This is a genomic window from Bradyrhizobium sp. 18BD, from assembly GCF_054185225.1.
On the sequence record NZ_JAVAYL010000001.1, the window covers coordinates 1 to 17649 of the forward strand.

Here is a 17649-nt window from a genome sequence, read left to right on the forward strand (position 1 = left end):
CGCAGGCTTGCACTCAACATCCTTCGATCTTGTCCCAGCCCAACCTCCATACGTCGAAAAATCAAGCGCGCCGGCTGGGACGACAGCTTCCTCCTCACCTTGTTTGGCCATATGCGATAGCCCTGCCGCTTGCGGGGAGAGGCCGGAAATCAAGCAGAGCTTGATTTCCGGGTGAGGGGGAGCCTCCGCAGGGGCGGTGAGAGTTCGACTCGCGGAGAGTCCCCCTCACCCGGAATCCGCGCTTTCAGCGCGCATTCCGGCCTCTCCCCGCAAGCGGGGCGAGGCGAAGAAAGACCCTCAGCTCTTCCTTTCAGGCACGCGCTTGATCTTCGCGCCAAGCGCGTTCAGCCGTTCCTCGATGCGCTCGTAGCCGCGCTCGATCTGGTCGGCGTTGTTGATCGTGGACGTGCCCTCGGCACACACCGCCGCGAGCAGCATCGCCATGCCGGCGCGGATGTCGGGCGAGATCATCGATGCGCCGCGCAGGCGGCTGGGGCCGGCGATGATGGCGCGATGCGGATCGCACAGCACGATACGCGCGCCCATCGCGATCAGCTTGTCGACGAAGAACATCCGCGATTCGAACATCTTCTCGAACATCAGGATCACGCCCTCGCACTGCGTGGCGGTGACGATCGCGATCGACATCAGATCGGCCGGGAAGGCGGGCCAGGGCTGGTCCTCCAGCTTCGGCACGTGGCCGCCGAAATCGTCCTGGATCTTCAGCGTCTGGTTCGAGGGCACGATCAGGTCGTCGCCCTCGATGCGGCAGACGATGCCGAGCCGCTCGAATCCCATGCGGATCGAGCGCAGATGCTCGACGCCGGCGCGCACGATGCGAATCTGCGAGCGCGTCACCGCGGCAAGGCCGATCAGCGAGCCGACCTCGATATGATCGGGCTGGATCCGGTAGGTCGTAGAGCCCAGTGTCGCCGGCCCATGCACGATCATGGTGTTGGTGCCGATGCCCTCGATCTTCGCGCCGAGCGCGACCAGGAAGTTGGCGAGGTCCTGCACATGCGGCTCGGAGGCCGCATTGCGCAAATAGGTGGTGCCGTCGGCCGCGACGGCTGCAACCAGCGCGTTCTCCGTCGCGGTGACGCTGGGCTCGTCCAGGAACACATCGGCCCCTGCGAGCTTGGCGGCGCGGAATTCGAGCCGGTCGGTCGCCGTGACTTTGGCGCCAAGCTGTTCCAGCGCGAGCACATGCGTATCCAGACGGCGGCGGCCGATGACGTCACCGCCGGGCGGCGGCAGCATCACTTCGCCGCAGCGCGCGAGCAGGGGGCCGGCGAGCAGGATCGAGGCGCGGATGCGCACGCACAGCTCCGGATCGAGGTCGGCGGCGCGGATGCTCTTGGCATGGATGTGAAGTGTATTGCGCTCGGTCCACTCCGCCGACGCGCCGACCGAGCGGATCAGCTCGACCAGCGTCTCGGTGTCGCGGATCCGCGGCACGTTCTGCAGCGTCACCGGATGCTCGGTGAGCAGGGCGGCGGCGATGATCGGCAGTGCCGAATTCTTGTTGCCGGACGGCTCGATCGAGCCCGAGAGCCGGTGACCGCCCTCGACGATGTACTGGATGGGCGCCACGGGGATCTCTCCGTCCTGATGGGTTGGGGCGGGCTGCTTTGGAGGCGGAAACTATAGGGAATTGAGCGCGGTAGCAATTCGAGCTTGGCGGTTAACCGCGAAGGAGGTGCGCTCCCTCTCCCGCTTGCGGGCAGGGCAATCGCATATGGAAGAAAATTCGGAGAACCCGACGGAAAACGAGGCAGATGTTCGCGATCCGATTCCGCTTCGTTCGCCTTCCGATTCCGTCGCGAGCGGTTCTCCAAGGTCATATGCGATTGCCCTGCGCTTGCGGGGGAGGGCTGGGGCGGGGGTGTGTCCGCAGTGGGATTGTCGAAATACGCGGAGCGTGTCCCCCAGAGGCGAAAGCCCCCACCCGGCGCTATGCGCCGACCTCTCCCGCAAGCGGGAGAGGTTGCAGCGAGTGCGCAGCTAGAGCGCGTCCAAAACCAGCAGGCCTCAAATATCGATCGTCGCGCTGAGCGAGTGTTCCTGGATGAAGTCGCGGCGCGGTTCGACCACGTCGCCCATCAGCTTGGTGAAGATGTCGTCGGCCTCGTCGACCTCCTTGACTTTCACCTGCAGCAGCGAGCGCACGTCGGTGTCGAGCGTGGTTTCCCACAGCTGCTCCGGGTTCATCTCGCCGAGACCTTTGTAGCGCTGCAGCGTGATGCCCTTGCGGCCGGCTTCGGTCACGGCTTCGAACAGGTCGGACGGACCGTGCACCACATGCTCGCTGTCCTTGCGGCGCAGCTTGCCGGAGCGGGCGTAGACGTCCTGGAGCTTGGGCGCATACTCGTCGAGCTTGCGGGCTTCGGCCGAGCCGAGCAGCGCATCGTCGATGACCGCCGCTTCCTTGACGCCGCGCACCGTGCGCTCGAACAGGAAGCCCTGACCCTCGACGAACTGGCCGACCCAGCCGCGCTCGACCTCCTCGGCCTGGCTGTCCAGCCGGGTCGCAATGTACTGCGCTGCGGCCGTGGCGTTCTCGGGGTTGCCGTAGACCGACTTGTTCAGCACGCCGGTGATGGCGGCCTGCTCGACCACCCTGCGGTTATAGCGGCTGTGCAGATTGCGCAAAATGCTGCGGACCACGCGGGCATCGTCGACCAGTGAGCGCAAATCGCGGCCGGTGCGGTCGCCGCCGGTGCCGGGAATGTAAACGCAATCGTCAAGCCCGGCGTCGATCAGATAGTCTTCCAGCGCCCGCTCGTCCTTCAGATATTGCTCGGACTTGCCACGGCTGACCTTATAGAGCGGCGGCTGGGCGATGTAGAGATAGCCGCCGTCGATGATGTCGCGCATCTGCCGGTAGAAGAAGGTCAGCAGCAGCGTGCGGATGTGGGCGCCGTCGACGTCGGCGTCCGTCATCACGATGATCTTGTGATAGCGCAGCTTCTCGACCGAGAACTCGTCGCCGATGCTCGTTCCGAGTGCGGTGATCAGCGTGCCGATCTGCTCGCTGCCCAGCATCTTGTCGGGACGGACGCGCTCGACGTTGAGGATCTTGCCGCGCAGCGGCAGCACGGCCTGGAATTCGCGGTTGCGGCCCTGCTTGGCGCTGCCGCCTGCCGAGTCACCCTCGACGATGAAGAGTTCGGACTTGGCCGGATCCTTTTCCTGGCAGTCAGCGAGCTTGCCGGGCAGCGACGAGACCGAGAGCGGGCTCTTGCGCGTCAGTTCGCGCGCTTTTCGCGCAGCTTCGCGCGCCGCCGCGGCCTGGATCACCTTGCCGACGATCATCTTGGCTTCGCTCGGGTGCTCCTCGAACCAGGCCTGGAGCGCCTCGTTGAGGACGTTCTCGACCACGGGGCGCACTTCCGAGGACACCAGCTTGTCCTTGGTCTGCGACGAGAATTTCGGGTCCGGCACCTTCACGGACAGCACGGCCGTCAGGCCTTCGCGGCAGTCGTCGCCGGTCAGCGCGATCTTTTCCTTCTTCGCATTGGCCTCGGCATAGCCGTTGACCTGGCGCGTCAGCGCGCCGCGGAAGCCGGCGAGATGGGTGCCGCCGTCACGCTGCGGGATGTTGTTGGTGAAGCACAGCACGTTCTCGTGGTAGCTGTCGTTCCACCACAATGCGGCCTCGACGCCGATGCCGTTGGCCTCCGCGCGCACCATGATCGGTGCCGGCACGATCGCCTTCTTGTTGCGATCGAGATATTTGACGAATTCCTCGACGCCGCCGGAATAGTACATCTCCTCGCGCTTCTCGACCGCGTGACGCATGTCGGAGAGCGCGATGTTGACACCGGAATTGAGAAAGGCGAGCTCGCGCAGGCGGTGCTCGAGGGTGGCGAAATCATATTCGATGTTCTTGAAGGTCTCAGTCGAAGCCAGGAATGTCACTTCCGTGCCACGGCGGCCCGGCGCATCGCCGACCACCTTCAGCGGTGCCACAGCATCGCCATGGGCGAACTCGATGTAGTGTTCCTTGTCATCGCGCCAGATGCGCAGGCCGAGCTTGCTCGACAGCGCGTTGACGACGGAGACGCCGACGCCGTGCAGACCGCCGGAGACCTTGTAGGAATTCTGGTCGAACTTACCGCCGGCGTGCAGCTGGGTCATGATGACCTCGGCCGCGGAGATGCCTTCGCCCTTGTGAATGTCGACGGGAATGCCGCGGCCGTCGTCGCGCACGGTGACGGAATTGTCGGCATTGAGCACGACATCGACGCGCGTGGCGTGGCCCGCCAGCGCCTCGTCGATCGCGTTGTCGACGACCTCGTACACCATGTGGTGCAGGCCCGAGCCGTCATCGGTGTCGCCGATATACATGCCCGGACGCTTGCGGACGGCATCGAGACCCTTGAGCACGCGGATCGATTCCGCGCCGTATTCGCTCGCGGTGGAGGGCTCGTTTTCGGCAGCGGGCTGCCGAGCAGGTTCTGTCATGAGAGGCCTTCGAAATGTCGCCCGAATCAGCCGCGCAAAAGGCACTGATTGGAAGCTATTTGTGCCACGAAAGAGGGCCTGCGCCTAGCGCAAAGTATCCTCCGGCAACCCTTTGAGCAGATAGGGTTTTTCAACCAGTTTTCAAGGTTTCTGAAGGCCGATTCGGAGGCTCGAAAAAAGCGCGATTCGAGGGGCGGTTTTGGGGCTCCGAAAGGCGTGGTTTTGCGGGTTTGGGAGGGGGGGTCCAGGGTGCCTTGGAGCGTTCACGCAAGTACCCGTCATGCCCGGGCTTGACCCGAGCCTGCTCAATACAGCAGAAGCGGCGACCATGCCTCGCCGTCGCGCCCGACCGTGAGCTCCCAGGTATCACCGGCGGCGAAGTCGATGGTCTGCGTGGTGGGCTGATGGCCCGGCACGTTGACCTCGTAGGAATATTTGCCCGGCCTCAGATCCAGCGACACCGCGAGGGTGCCGGCGGCGCGCTTGAGGGTCCGGTCGTTGATCACGAGCGTGGCGTCGGTCTCGCTGATATTGGAGAACACCAGCATCGCCTGGCCGGGCTCGGGCATGACGTTCGCGTTGGTCGCGACAGATGCGTTCTTCTGCACGAGATGGACCGAGGTGCTGCTGTCCTTGCGGTCGAGCGACAGCAGGCCGGGTCCAACCGGAGAGACGAAGGCGAGCTGGACGCGATCGGCGGAGACCATTGCGCCATCGTGTTGTTCCTTCCAGCCGAGCTTGCCAAGTTGGCTGCGGTAGAAGGCGAGCACGTCGCCGACCTCGGCGGGCACGGTGGCCTCCAGGCTGGTGCGGAGCGGCGTTTCAACGCCCTTCACGACCGTGGTGTGGGTGCCACGATAGGTGAAACGGGTCGGCGCGGGCAGCTTGGAATCGGGGTCCGGCGTCAGCCCGGACGAAAACAGCGTCGACAGATGCGGCGCCCAGGCGCTGGCGCTTGCCGCGAGCATGCAGCTCGCGAGGAAGACGAGGCCGCACGCAAACGCCCGCCATCGTGCCGAGGCTTGCGCCCCGGGCCTTACCGTCCGCATCTCACTCTCCAGGAATGTCGCGCATGGTGTCATCGCGCGATGGGTGACGGCTGCGACACCGTCGGCGCGGCCTCTGGCAACTAGTCGCGGCGGGAAAGGGGCCGGTTCAAGGGCAGTAATTATCGGCGGGCCGAAACCCGTCCGCTCTCGACGTCAAACACCTCGCCGCCTGCGCCAATCTCGGCGAATGCTGCCGGATCCGCGCCGGTCAGCCACACCTGCGCGCCGAGCTTGCGCAGCTCGTCGAACAGCGCCGCGCGCCGGTTCGGATCGAGATGGGCGACGACCTCGTCGAGCAGCAGCAGCGGCACGATGCCGGTCATCTCGGCGACCAGCGTCGCATGCGCCAGCACGAGGCCGATCAGCAGCGCCTTCTGCTCTCCGGTCGAGGCGTCGCGCGCGGGCATGCTTTTCGGCGCGTAGATCACCTGGAGATCGGTGAGATGCGGGCCGTCGGTGGTGCGGCCGGCGATGGCATCGCGCGGGCGGTTGTCGCGCAGGATCTGGCGATAGCGATCCTCGACCGATGTCGCGGTCTCGTTAAGCAGCGCGTTCTCCATCCAGCCGTCGAGCGCGATCTGCGCGGAGGGAAATGCGGAGGCCTGCGCGCGCGCATTCAGCATGCCGGTCAGGCGCGCTGCGGTCTGGCCGCGCGTCGCGGCCACCGCAACCGCGAGCTCGGCGGTCTCGCGCTCGATCGCGTCACACCAATGGTCGTCGTAATTGCGCGTCTCGAGCAGGCGGTTGCGCGAGCGCAGCGAGCGCTCCAGCGCGTTGATGCGGCTGGAATGGTCGTTGTCGATGGCCAGCACCAGCCGGTCGAAGAAGCGCCGCCGCTCGGAAGCAGCGCCCATGAACAGCCCGTCCATCGCCGGCGTCAGCCACACCATGCGGATATGGTCGCCGAAGGCCGTGGCCGAACCCACCGGCTCGCGGTCGATGCGGCAGCGCCGGCTCACCGGGTTGTCAGCGCGCGGCGGCTCGATGCCGGTGCCGAGCGTCGCCAGGCCCAATGCGCCCTCGACCTGCGCCGACACCGCCCAGGAACCGTCGCCCTGGTTGTCGGCGACGTCCTCCAGCGTGGCGCGCCGCAAGCCGCGTCCTGGCGACAGGAACGAGATCGCCTCGATGCAATTGGTCTTGCCCGCCCCGTTCGGCCCGACCAGCGCCACCATGTCAGCCGCCGTCTCGAGCCCCGCCGCCCGATAATTCCGAAAATGCGTCAGCGTCAGGCGATGAATGCGGGAGGGGGTCATTTTAACTCGTCATTGCCGGGCTTTGCTTTCCCTCCCCCCTTGTGGGGGAGGGTGGCGCCTCACGTAGTGAGGCGACGGGTGAGGGGTATCTTACCGCCCGGCAAGCTTTGCAAGGATGTCCTCCAGCACAGAAGCGGATTGTTGAAGTACGTCATTGTTCCAGTAGCGGGCGATTGAGAACCTTCAGCGGAGAGAGCCGCATCCCGAGCTGCGTCACGCCGCGATTCTGCGTGCTGACTGCCGTCGACCTCGATCACGAGACGCTTCTCGAAGCAGACGAAGTCGAGAATGTAGTCTTCGATCGGAACCTGTCGGCGAAACTTGTAGGCCGATAGTCGGCGATCTCTCAGCAAGCGCCACATCGCTGCTTCAGCATCCGTCGGCTCGTGACGCATGATCTTCGCGAATTGGCGAAGACGCTTGGCAGTCGGCCGATGGTGCGGATCGTGGGGCATCGGCGTTCACTCTGAACGTCGTAGGAGCGCACTGCCTTCACCCTCTCCCCTTGCGGGAGAGGGTGGCTTCGCGGAGCGAAGCCGGGTGAGGGGTTGCCTCCACATAGAAAGTGCCGCGAGAGGACCCCTCACCCAAGTGAAGATTTGGCCGCCAGCGGAGCTGCCCTCTCCCGCAAGGGGAGAGGGCGCAGCAATGCGCATCGCGCTTGATTCTAGAGGAAGTGTACGCCCGTGAGGCGGCACGCCCCTCACACCCGCATCGGCATCAGCACGTACAGTGCGCTCTTGTCGTCGCGGTCCTGGACCAAGGTGGGCGAGCCGGGATCGGCGAGGCGCAGGGTCGCGACGTCGCCTTCGATCTGGGCGGCGATGTCGAGCAAATAGCGGGAGTTGAAGCCGATATCGAGGGCGTCGGAGGCGTATTCGACCTCGAGCTCTTCGGTCGCGCTGCCGGAATCCGGATTGGTCACCGACAGCACCAGCTTGCCCGCCGACAGCGACAGTTTGACCGCGCGGCCGCGCTCGCTGGAGATGGTCGAGACGCGATCGACCGCGTTCTCAAAATCCTTCTTGTCGACGACGAGCTCCTTGTCGTTGCCCTGCGGGATCACGCGGCCGTAGTCGGGGAAGGTGCCGTCGATCAGCTTCGAGGTCAGCACCACGTTGCCGATCGTGAAGCGGATCTTGGCCTGCGACAGCTCGATCGTCATCTCGGCTTCAGTGTCCTCGATCAGGCGCTGCACCTCGCCGACCGTCTTGCGCGGCACGATGATGCCGGGCATGCCCTCGGCGCCCTTGGGCTGGACCAGATCGAGCTGGGCGAGGCGGTGGCCGTCGGTGGCGACGCCGCGCAGCGTTGCGGCCTTGGCGGAGCCTGCGGCATGCAGATAGATGCCGTTGAGATAATAGCGCGTCTCCTCCGTGGAGATCGCGAACTGGGTGCGGTCGATCAGCCGCTTGACGTCCTTGGCGGCGAGCGAGAACGAGTGCGACATGTCGCCGGCGGCGAGATCCGGGAAGTCATTCTCCGGCAGGGTCTGCAGCGTGAAGCGCGAGCGGCCGGCGCGGATCGCCAGCACGGCGCGGTCGCCGTCGGCTTCCAGCACGATCTGCGAACCATCCGGCAGCTTGCGCACGATGTCATAGAACATGTGGGCCGGCACGGTGGTCGAGCCTGCAGTCGCGGTTTCCGCCGGCAGCGTCTCCGTCACCTCGAGGTCGAGGTCGGTCGCCTTCAGCGAGAGTTTGGTGTTCTCGGCCCGGACCAGCACGTTGCCGAGGATCGGTATCGTGTTGCGGCGCTCGACCACGCGGTGGACATGGCCCAGTGACTTCAGGAGTTGCGCGCGTTCGACCGTAACCTTCATTGCACTACTCGCCCAATCCCAAGATGAAAAAGCCGGGCAGCCGAAAAGCGCCGCGGCACCGAAGACCCCGCCAGGCCGGATCATCCAGCCGATATGACCAAAGCCGTCAGGGTCGCGCAAGGTGGCTCGGAAAGCCATCCGTTTCAAGGGATTGAGGGGCAGTTCCCCACGATTTACAGGCAAAAACGAGCGCCGCCACCGAGACGTAGGTCCTCTCCCTCGCCCCGTTCTTACGGGGAGAGGGTTGGGGTGAGGGGTCTCTCTCCGCGAGGGAGCTTGCCGAATAGACCTGTACCCCCTCACCCGGATCGCAAGAGCGATCCGACCTCTCCCCGCAAGCGGGGAGAGGTGAAAGAAATAGGCGTTTATTCCTGAAGCTGGCGCTTCAGCGACTCCACTTCCTCCGACAGCGCATTGTCCTTGGAGACCAGCGCCTCGATCTTGCGCACGGCGTGCAGCACCGTGGTGTGATCGCGCCCGCCGAAGCGGCGACCGATCTCGGGCAGCGAGCGCAGGGTCAGCGTCTTGGCGAGATACATCGCCACCTGGCGCGGGCGCACCACGTTGGCGGTGCGGCGCGAGGACAAGAGGTCGGAGCGGCTGACATTATACTGCCGCGCCACCACGCGCTGGATGTCCTCGATCTTGATCCGCTTGGGTTCCTGCGGCCGGACCAGGTCGCGCACCTCGCGCTCGGCCATCTCCAGCGTCACCGGCTGGTTGTTCAGCTTGGAGTGCGCCAGCAGCCGGTTGATCGCGCCTTCGAGGTCGCGGCCGTTATGGGTGATGGTGCGCGACAGATAGTTCAGCACCTCCTCCGGCACGTCGAAGGTCGCATGATGGGTGCGGGCCGCGGCGACGCGCGACTTGAGGATGCCGAGCCGCAGCTCCTCGCCGAGCGAGCCCATCTCGACCACGAGTCCGCCGGCGAGCCGCGAGCGCACGCGATCATCGAGGCTTTCCAGATCGGACGGCGGACGATCGGCCGCGATCACGACCTGGCGGCCGGCATCGATCAGCGCATTCAGCGTGTGACAGAACTCGGCCTGCGTCGACTTGCCCTGCAGGAACTGCAAATCGTCGATGACGAGCACGTCGATGCCGCGCAGCGCTTCCTTGAAGGCCAGCGCCGTCTGCGTCTTCAGCGCGGCAACGAAGCCGTACATGAACTTCTCGGCGGTGAGATACAGCACCTTGCGCTCGTTGCCGGAATTGCCGGCCCAGGTCACGGCCTGCAACAGATGCGTCTTGCCGAGGCCGACGCCGGCATGGATGTAGAGCGGATTGAACATGACCGGATCGCCGCGGCGCCCTTCCGCGACCTGGCGCGCGGCGGCATGGGCCAGCGTGTTGGAGCGGCCGACGACGAAGCTCGCAAAAGTCAGGCGCGGATCCAGCGGCGAGCCGCCGAGCGCGTCATGATTGGCCGAGACCGGCGCGGTCGCGGTCGAGCGCAGCTCGGGAGCAGGCGCGCGGCGGGCTTCGACCGGCGCGGGCGCTTCCTTCGGCTGTACCACCGGGCGCACCGCGGAGCGAACGGTGAGATCGATGCGATGCACTTCGGGCATCTCGGCCTGCCAGCACGACAGCACGCGCTCGGCATAATGGGCCTGGATCCAGCTCTTCAGGAAGCGGGTGGGAACCGAGAGCCGCACGCTCTCATCCTGCACGCCTTCCAGGTCCATGCGGGCGAACCAGCTCGTATAGACGTCTTCGCCAACGTTCGAGCGCAGCCGGCTCTTCACGCGTGACCAGCGATCCTGTTCCGATGTGTTCATCGTCAAAAAACTTCTCTTGAGAGATTTAGTTGCGTGGTGAGCGCCATGCAGGGTTCCTGCCAGCAGGGGTTCTGGCATGGCGCGACCTCAAGCGATTTCATCTGCAGGCATAGCTCGACCGTTCGGCGCGAACGCCGCGGGTCAGATCAGCGATGTCAGAGATGATGGGGTCGCGAGGTCAGCGCGTACTCGGCGCTCCGTCACACGCGGGAGGCTGGAGGTCGGACTGGTCTAAACCGGCATCGTTGGAATAGGCGAGCTGTTTCAATACCGCGTTGAGTCCGTAAGACATGATTCCTCCCCGTCCTGCCGTGATTGCTCACGGCAAGGTCCTGCGTGTTCATAAGACAGCCGCGGCGAAGTCGTGTCGCGGATGCCGCCCAATGTACTAGTCGTCCGCCTGGCTTCGCGAACATGCGCGTCGGTGTAGCTTCACGACATCTCTCATTTGCACCTGGCGTGAGCGGGATGGATGAGATCCCGCTTGGAGACATTCAGACAAAGAACTACCGTTCCCATATTGCTATGGGTTTTGAATCGACTATCGCTTGTTGATGCGTCGCCAACGTGCACACCGCCGCCGATTTGCACGCTCGCCCCGTTTCCGATACCGCGCTGGTCTCAAGATCGTGGGCGCCGCTGACGTCTTAAGGAATACACTATGCGGAAAGACTCGCAACGAAATTGATTCCATCTTGAGGCATCTAAAAACTTGACCTCGGTTAACGCCGCGCGCGGGTTGTTCACAGGCTCCGAAGCAAGTTTTTGGATTCGTGCACAGATTCGAAAACGCGACGCCTCATGTGACAATTCTCAGCCACCGCCAAAAATTTTTTACAAAAGCGTCACGCGCACGACGCGCGGGCGAATTTTCCAAATGCTTGTGGTTGCTATGTCGATAAGTGATTAGCGAGACATCGTTTTTTGAGTCTCGTTTCAGAGGGTAACTCCACCGCGAGATGCATTCCGGTGAAACTACGGTGTGCAGAACCCGCGCCCGCACAAATTCAACTTGAGCCCGTGCCGCAGGGGTTTTTTGCAGCGCAGTGAAGGTTTCCGCTGTTGCAAAATCGCTCGCGGTAAAACTACGGAACGTATCATAGTGCGGACGATGCAAATCTTCCAATCGAAGAATGGTCGTCGCGTGACTGCTTGCGTGAATATGACAGGCAACAAAAAAGCCCGGCGCGATGCCGGGCTGATTGACGTGCTGACCTGATCAACCGATCAGATGATGTCGCGAGATTGTTTCGCGACGTTACTTGGCAAAGCTTACTTGGCGAGCTTGGCGATCTGCGCGGTGAGGCGCGAGACTTTGCGGCTGGCGTTGTTCTTGTGAATAATGTTGCGCTGGGCGGCGCGCATCAGGGCGGGCTCGGCATTCGCCAGCGCCTTGACGGCGGCGGTGCGGTCGCCGGTCGCGATGGCTTCCTCGACGGTGCGGACGGCGCCGCGCATCTGGGTGCGTCGCGACTTGTTGACGGCAGTGCGGCGGGCGATCTTGCGCGTCGCTTTCTTGGCGGAGGTGGTATTGGCCATGGTCTCAATATCCTTTGCGGGTACCGGTCGCGTCTTGGTCGGGTAGCGCCGGCTTGCTTGACCGCGGAATCGACGCTCGGATTTAGGGTGTTCGGTTGCTAGGCTGTCCCCGGAACATGAGGCCTGAAACGGCCTGCAACTGCTCAAAGAACAGCGGCGGCAGGATTGCGCCCGCCGCCAGTTGGCGCCCTTATAGAGAGGGTCTGCGGCACCGTCAACGCTTTCCGGGCTGGAAAACCGGCCTTTGGCGGCCTGGACGGGCGCCGTAACGCCCTGAAGAGGTTGAATTTCTGCCGCCTTGGGGCTATTGGCTGGCGGCGTTTTCTGACGTCGTCCGATCGGACGACCGTAGTAGGTGGGGTATGATCCGCGGCTTTTTCCGATTGATTGGGCTGTTGCTGCTGGCCGGCGGGTTCATCTTCATGGTCTATGACGGCGCCCGCTGGGTGGCCGACCAGACCCTCAAATTCACCCGGTTTGGCCAGTTCTGGAACGATATCAACCAGGCCAGCCAGACCGCGTTCCGGACCTGGGTCGAGGCCAAGGCGCCCTGGCTCTGGAGCTCGGTGATCCGCCTCGTGCTGGACCAGCCGGTGTTCGCCGTCCTCGGCATTTTGGGCATCCTGCTGATGATCCTGTTCCGGCCGCGGAAACCTCTGATCGGCTACTCGCGCGACTGACTGATCTCATCGCGCTTGAAGCGTGCGGCGTAACAACGCTGCCCTCGCTGACGTAGATCCCTATATTCCCACCTGATCGCGAGCACGCCGCCTGAGCATCTGGCCCAGGCGACCGTCAGCTCGCCTGCGGAGACACATCATGCTGTTCATGCGCAAGACCACCGCATTGCCGAGCGCAACTGAGGCGCTGCCCGGCCGTGCGCAAGCCATTCCGACCGCGACCATCCATTTCGTCAACGGCAGCAAGCTGCAGCCGCCTTATGCCGCCGGCCTCGAGCAGGCGGTGTTCGGGCTCGGCTGCTTCTGGGGCGCGGAGCGAAAGTTCTGGGAGCTCGGCGATGGCATCGTCACGACCGCCGTCGGCTATGCCGGCGGTCACACGCCGAACCCGACCTATGAAGAAGTCTGCTCGGGCCGCACCGCCCACACCGAAGTGGTGCTGGTCGTGTACGATCCGAAGAAGATCTCCTACCAGCGCCTACTGAAGACGTTCTGGGAGAACCACAACCCGACGCAGGGCATGCGCCAGGGCAACGACGTCGGCACGCAGTACCGAAGCGCGATCTACACCTCTTCAGATGCGCAGAAGAAAGCCGCCGACGAGTCCAGGGCGCTCTATCAGAAGGCGCTTGCTGCAAAGGGCCTCGGTGCCATCACCACCGAGATCGCACCCGCTGGCGTATTCTATTTCGCCGAAGACTATCATCAGCAATATCTGGCAAAGAATCCCGCCGGCTATTGCGGCCTCGGTGGCACCGGCGTGTCCTGCCCAATCGGCGCCGGTGTGAGCGCGTAAAGCCAGCTCCGGCCTCGCTGCACCTCTCCCGCTTGCAAGCGGGAGAGGGAGCACATTGTGCTCCTTGTCGGCACGCATGCGCCTAGCTCCCCTCAACGCTTTATTAACCATAACCGGTGCATCACTGGAGCCATCTCGTTTCGAGGGACAGGTCCGGTGCCGGTTGCACACGCGTTTCGATCGTCGATCTCGGCTGTGGCCTTGGCAGCGTCCGCCGCGCTGACCCTTGGCGGCTGCATGCAGACCGCCGGCCCCGTCGCCTATGTGCAGCCGCGTCCCGATCTCGACGCCATGGCCTATGGCCAGCCCTATAACGCTCCGCCGCCGGTCGTCGTTGCCAACAACGGCGGCGGCGCCATCGCCGCGCTCAGCAATTCCTTTGCTTCCTCGCCGATGCCGGTCGGTTACGCCGCGCCGATGGCCGCACCCGCGCGCTACGATGCCTCCTACCATCTCGATGCCGGCGACAAGCTGCGCGTCGTGGTCTACGGCCAGGAGGGTCTCACCAACAGCTACGCCATCGACGCCGGCGGCTCCATTACCATGCCGCTGATCGGCGCGGTGCCGGCACGCGGCCGCACCACCGCCGGCCTTGCCGGCGAAATCGCCGGCCGCCTGCGCAACGGCTATATCCGCGAGCCTTCGGTCGCCGTCGAGATCGACACCTATCGTCCGTTCTTCATTCTCGGTGAAGTCTCCGCGCCCGGCCAATATCCCTACGTGCCGAACATGACCGTCGAGAGCGCCGTCGCCATCGCCGGCGGCTTCTCGCCCCGCGCCAAGCGCGACGTCGTCACCGTCACGCACACCGAAGCCGGCGGCTCGATGCGCGCCGTCGTCCCGCTCGGCACGCCGCTCGCGCCCGGCGACACTGTGTTCGTCGGCGAGCGCTGGTTCTAGGTTTCTCGTCATTCCGGGGCGCGCGCAGCGCGAGCCCGGAATCCATTTCTCTACCGGCTCCGCGGCCTGATGGATTCGCTGATGCGCAATTGCGCATCATAGCCCGCACTATGCGCGTCCCGGAATGACAGCGAAGATGTTGCTAGCGCCGCGTTGCCGCTCGCGAGTTATCGCCGAAAATCCAGCCGCCCGTTCGGAAAACTCCCATCGATCCTGCTGGTATCAACCACGAGCCCGACCCATGGCCGCATGATCGCAGGGTTTGTCAGGTTGATGTATTTCCCGACCAGCCGCGTGCCATCGCGCGCAGCATCGATCAGCCCGTGCCGGCGGCCATGGTCCCAATCGAAGCGCAGATAGATCCGTCCGCCCGCAACCCGCACCTCCGCGCGCCCGTCTTTCCAGGCCTCGGGCGTATCGCCTGCGATGGTCGGATCGGCCCCGCCATTCCAGCGGCTCGCCCAGATGCCGTCGAGCGGATCGGAGGCGGGGGCAATGGAGGCCCAGGCCGCAGCGTTGACGTCTGCCGCATCGCCGGCAAGCGTCGCAATCGCGGCATAGTCCATGACCTCGCGGTCGTTCGGCTCGGGCACATCCATGGTGCCGAACGGATTGCGGATGACGATGTTCGTATTGGCCTGCTGCATGACGATCTCCCGGCGTCAGTTGGCGTGATCAGCCAGCTCTATCGCCGGGGGCTGCGATGCAGCCACCCGATTTCTGCTTCCGTCATTCCGGGGCGCGCGAAGCGCGAGCTATGATGCGCAATTGCGCATCAGAGAATCCATTCCTCCGCCAACTCCGCCGCACGATGGATTCCGGGCTCGACGCTGACGCGTCGCCCCGGAATGACGGAGGAGACAGGCGCGCCCTACTTCAAATGCTTCGCGAAAAATTCCAGACTGCGCGGCCAGGCGATGTCCGAGCTCGCCTTGTCGTAGCTCGGCCGCTCGTCGCAATGAAAACCGTGCTGGGCGCCGGGATAGATGAACACCTCGACATCAGGCCGCTTCGCCTTGACGGTCTCGACGTCGGTCAGGGGAATGCCCTGGTCCTTCTCGCCGAAGTGCAGTTGCGTCGGCACTTTCGGCTTCTCGTCGGCAAAGCGCACGACGGCGCCACCGTAATAGCCGACCGCAGCCTTCAGGCCGTTCAATCGCGTCGCCGCGACGAAGGCGATGCTGCCGCCGAGGCAAAAGCCGATGATGCCGACCGGGCCGACGCTTTTCACCGCATCGATCGCGGCCTGAGTGTCGCGCAGTATTGCCTCCCAGTCGGGACTGGCGACGAATTTGCGGGCTTCCGCGATCTCGTCGGGCGTGTAGCCCGACTGGAAGTTCGGCGTGGTGCGGTCGAAGATCGACGGCGCGATCGCGACATAGCCTTCCCCAGCGAGGCGGTCGCAGACCGAACGGATGTGGTGGTTGACCCCAAAGATCTCCTGGATCACCACGACAGCACCCTTCGGGCTGCCGGCGGGATCAGCGCGATAGGCGCCGAGCTGGAAATTGTCGGAAGCCGTCAGTTTGATCTCTTGTCCCACGCGGGTTGTCCTCTGTTGTTCGTTGTTGCTTGCCAGCCGTCGCGTCCATCACCAGTGTCATTGCGAGCGTAGCGAAGCAATCCAGAATCTTGCCGCGGAGATAGTCTGGATTGCTTCGCTGCGCTCGCAATGACGGGTGGATAGACCTGCACCTCCTCACCATGAAGTGCCGTAGCCCGGATGGAGCGTAGCGCAATCCGGGGCCAGTGTACGCCGGAACGAGACCGGTCCCGGATTTCGCTCTGCTCCATCCGGGCTACGATCTTTGTTGTTTAAGAGAGCAGGGCGCTACTCCCACATCCAGTTCTCGCCGTAGTCCTCCTTCCATCCCGCCAGCCGGCCGTGGCGGAATTGCAGGAACAGGCGGTGGCGGTAGGGGATCAGTCCGCTGCCGCCAAGGTTGCGAAGCGCGAGATAGATCTCGTAGCCGGGACGCCCCCGCACATATTGCAGCGGCTGCCCGAGGGCACGCGCGGTCTGCTCGGCGTCCATGCCGAAGGCGAGCGGGGTGTTGTTCGACAAGGTCGTGACGAAAGGCTGGCGCGGCGGCGGGCTGCTGAACGGCTCGGCCTGCGCAGACACCGATAGCAACACCACACCTGCAGCCAACATCGCCCGCTTCATGGCCTGTGTTCCTGTCCGATCCAATTATGCCGGCAAGTTCTTCAGGAAAGGCACCACCGCGTCAACAAAAGCCTTGGGCTGATCGATGTTGACGGCGTGTCCGGCTGCGGGGATCACGACCTTTTGTGCGCCGGGGATCTTCGCCGCCATGTAGTCGGACGCGGCCAGGAACGGCGTGTCGTCGGCGCCGACCACGATCAGGCTGGGCACCTTGATGTCGGGCAGCAGCTCGATCACGCGCGCATCGCGCTGGGTCAGCATGCCGCGCGCGGCCAGCGCCAGGCCCTTGGCATTGCGATGGCTCGCGGTGGCGCGTTCGCGCGTTGCCGATTTCAGCATGGCGAGACCTTCGCGGTCGAGCTTGTCGGCGGTGCCGAGCGCCCGCGCGTTCCAGGCCTCGCGCGCGTCGTCCTTCTTGAAGCCCGGGCCGGTGTCGATGATCAGCAGCGCACGGGCGCGTTCCGGATGCGCGCGATAGAAGGCGAGCGACATGTAGCCGCCGAGCGAGAGCCCGCCGATGATGGCTCGCCCGGCACCGATCGCATCGAGGATCGCCGCGATGTCGCCGACGGTCAGCGCTTCGCTGTAGGCGTTGGGATCGTCAGGATAATCAGACTGGCCGTGGCCGCGCATGTCCCACAGGATCAGCTTGTGATCCCTGGCAAGCGCATCGACCTGGCCATGCCACATCGCCGAGGTCGAGGAGTAGCCGTGGGTCAGCAGTAGCGGCGGACCGTCGCCGTGAACTTCGTAATAGATCCCGACGCCGTCCCGATCGATCTTCGGCATGTCTCCCGCCTTTCTTTTTCACCGCAACGACGGTGCACCCTCTCTCCTTGCGGCAGAGGTGATGCTTGCACTCTAGCGCAACCTCCGGCGGATTTGTCTTGGGGGCGTCAACACGATCGGTGTCATGCTCCGGGAGAGTGGTGCATCCAGTACTCCGCGGCTCCTCCGTATCCCCCGCGCCGTCTCGGCGTACTGGGTCGCCCGGTCAAGCCCGGCGACGACAGCGGAAGGCAGCGCGAGAGCGCCAAAAAATTCCCCTTATCCGTCAATGGCATCTCTACTGTGCATGGGGTTGTTTTCGCTTTTTGTTGTTCCCTCGACGGAACCCAATCCCTCAAATTGCGCGCAATTCCCCAAGGTTCCATTGAGCACGCCTCTTAAGGGCCAGAGAACCTGATCCGGTTTA

At 64.3% G+C, this 17649-nt stretch carries 14 protein-coding genes and 2 pseudogenes; 4 read left to right on the forward strand and 12 right to left on the reverse strand.

The window, feature by feature from the left end; all coding sequences use genetic code 11:
• A pseudogene (locus tag RAD16_RS00005) lies at positions 1 to 120 on the forward strand (ISAs1 family transposase); the annotation flags it as partial.
• A gap of 177 nt (positions 121 to 297) precedes the next feature.
• Here RAD16_RS00005 and murA read toward each other — a convergent pair.
• From murA to rpsT, 8 genes and pseudogenes are all read right to left on the reverse strand, one after another.
• On the reverse strand, positions 298 to 1593 hold the full coding sequence (gene murA / locus RAD16_RS00010) for a UDP-N-acetylglucosamine 1-carboxyvinyltransferase (RefSeq protein ID WP_458155848.1): 1296 nt from the start codon (positions 1591 to 1593) through the stop codon (positions 298 to 300).
• Between the two features lie 438 nt (positions 1594 to 2031).
• On the reverse strand, positions 2032 to 4467 hold the full coding sequence (gene gyrB / locus RAD16_RS00015; RefSeq protein WP_458155849.1) for a DNA topoisomerase (ATP-hydrolyzing) subunit B: 2436 nt from the start codon (positions 4465 to 4467) through the stop codon (positions 2032 to 2034).
• A gap of 305 nt (positions 4468 to 4772) precedes the next feature.
• Positions 4773 to 5516 (reverse strand): hypothetical protein, encoded by a 744-nt coding sequence (locus RAD16_RS00020; protein WP_458155850.1) that lies wholly within the window; start codon positions 5514 to 5516, stop codon positions 4773 to 4775.
• A gap of 119 nt (positions 5517 to 5635) precedes the next feature.
• Positions 5636 to 6772 (reverse strand): DNA replication/repair protein RecF, encoded by a 1137-nt coding sequence (recF, locus tag RAD16_RS00025; protein WP_458155851.1) that lies wholly within the window; start codon positions 6770 to 6772, stop codon positions 5636 to 5638.
• A 90-nt stretch (positions 6773 to 6862) separates the two neighbouring features.
• Positions 6863 to 7227, reverse strand: a pseudogene (locus tag RAD16_RS00030) (endonuclease domain-containing protein).
• A gap of 248 nt (positions 7228 to 7475) precedes the next feature.
• The gene (gene dnaN / locus RAD16_RS00035; RefSeq protein WP_458155852.1) at positions 7476 to 8594 is read right to left on the reverse strand and encodes a DNA polymerase III subunit beta; all 1119 of its coding nucleotides are present in this window, start codon (positions 8592 to 8594) and stop codon (positions 7476 to 7478) included.
• A 365-nt stretch (positions 8595 to 8959) separates the two neighbouring features.
• Entirely contained in the window at positions 8960 to 10372 is a 1413-nt protein-coding gene (dnaA, locus tag RAD16_RS00040; RefSeq protein WP_458155853.1) for a chromosomal replication initiator protein DnaA, read from the reverse strand.
• 1272 nt (positions 10373 to 11644) lie between these two features.
• Positions 11645 to 11911 (reverse strand): 30S ribosomal protein S20, encoded by a 267-nt coding sequence (gene rpsT / locus RAD16_RS00045; RefSeq protein ID WP_326896361.1) that lies wholly within the window; start codon positions 11909 to 11911, stop codon positions 11645 to 11647.
• Between the two features lie 362 nt (positions 11912 to 12273).
• Between rpsT and RAD16_RS00050 the strand changes: the two genes are divergently transcribed.
• From RAD16_RS00050 to RAD16_RS00060, 3 genes are all read left to right on the forward strand, one after another.
• Positions 12274 to 12591 (forward strand): hypothetical protein, encoded by a 318-nt coding sequence (locus RAD16_RS00050; RefSeq protein ID WP_458155854.1) that lies wholly within the window; start codon positions 12274 to 12276, stop codon positions 12589 to 12591.
• A 139-nt stretch (positions 12592 to 12730) separates the two neighbouring features.
• Positions 12731 to 13387: a peptide-methionine (S)-S-oxide reductase MsrA gene (gene msrA / locus RAD16_RS00055; RefSeq protein ID WP_458155855.1), complete on the forward strand. Its 657-nt coding sequence runs from the start codon at positions 12731 to 12733 to the stop codon at positions 13385 to 13387.
• A gap of 156 nt (positions 13388 to 13543) precedes the next feature.
• On the forward strand, positions 13544 to 14287 hold the full coding sequence (locus tag RAD16_RS00060; protein ID WP_458155856.1) for a polysaccharide biosynthesis/export family protein: 744 nt from the start codon (positions 13544 to 13546) through the stop codon (positions 14285 to 14287).
• A 167-nt stretch (positions 14288 to 14454) separates the two neighbouring features.
• On the opposite strand, the gene RAD16_RS00065 is transcribed toward RAD16_RS00060, so the two are convergent.
• The 4 genes from RAD16_RS00065 to RAD16_RS00080 form a co-directional block, all read right to left on the reverse strand.
• Entirely contained in the window at positions 14455 to 14934 is a 480-nt protein-coding gene (locus RAD16_RS00065) for a hypothetical protein (protein ID WP_458155857.1), read from the reverse strand.
• Between the two features lie 224 nt (positions 14935 to 15158).
• Positions 15159 to 15830: a dienelactone hydrolase family protein gene (locus tag RAD16_RS00070; protein WP_458155858.1), complete on the reverse strand. Its 672-nt coding sequence runs from the start codon at positions 15828 to 15830 to the stop codon at positions 15159 to 15161.
• Positions 15831 to 16118: 288 nt separating this feature from the next.
• Positions 16119 to 16454: a hypothetical protein gene (locus RAD16_RS00075; protein ID WP_458155859.1), complete on the reverse strand. Its 336-nt coding sequence runs from the start codon at positions 16452 to 16454 to the stop codon at positions 16119 to 16121.
• Positions 16455 to 16478: 24 nt separating this feature from the next.
• Positions 16479 to 17243: an alpha/beta fold hydrolase gene (locus RAD16_RS00080; RefSeq protein WP_458155860.1), complete on the reverse strand. Its 765-nt coding sequence runs from the start codon at positions 17241 to 17243 to the stop codon at positions 16479 to 16481.
• Between the last annotated feature and the right edge of the window lie 406 nt (positions 17244 to 17649).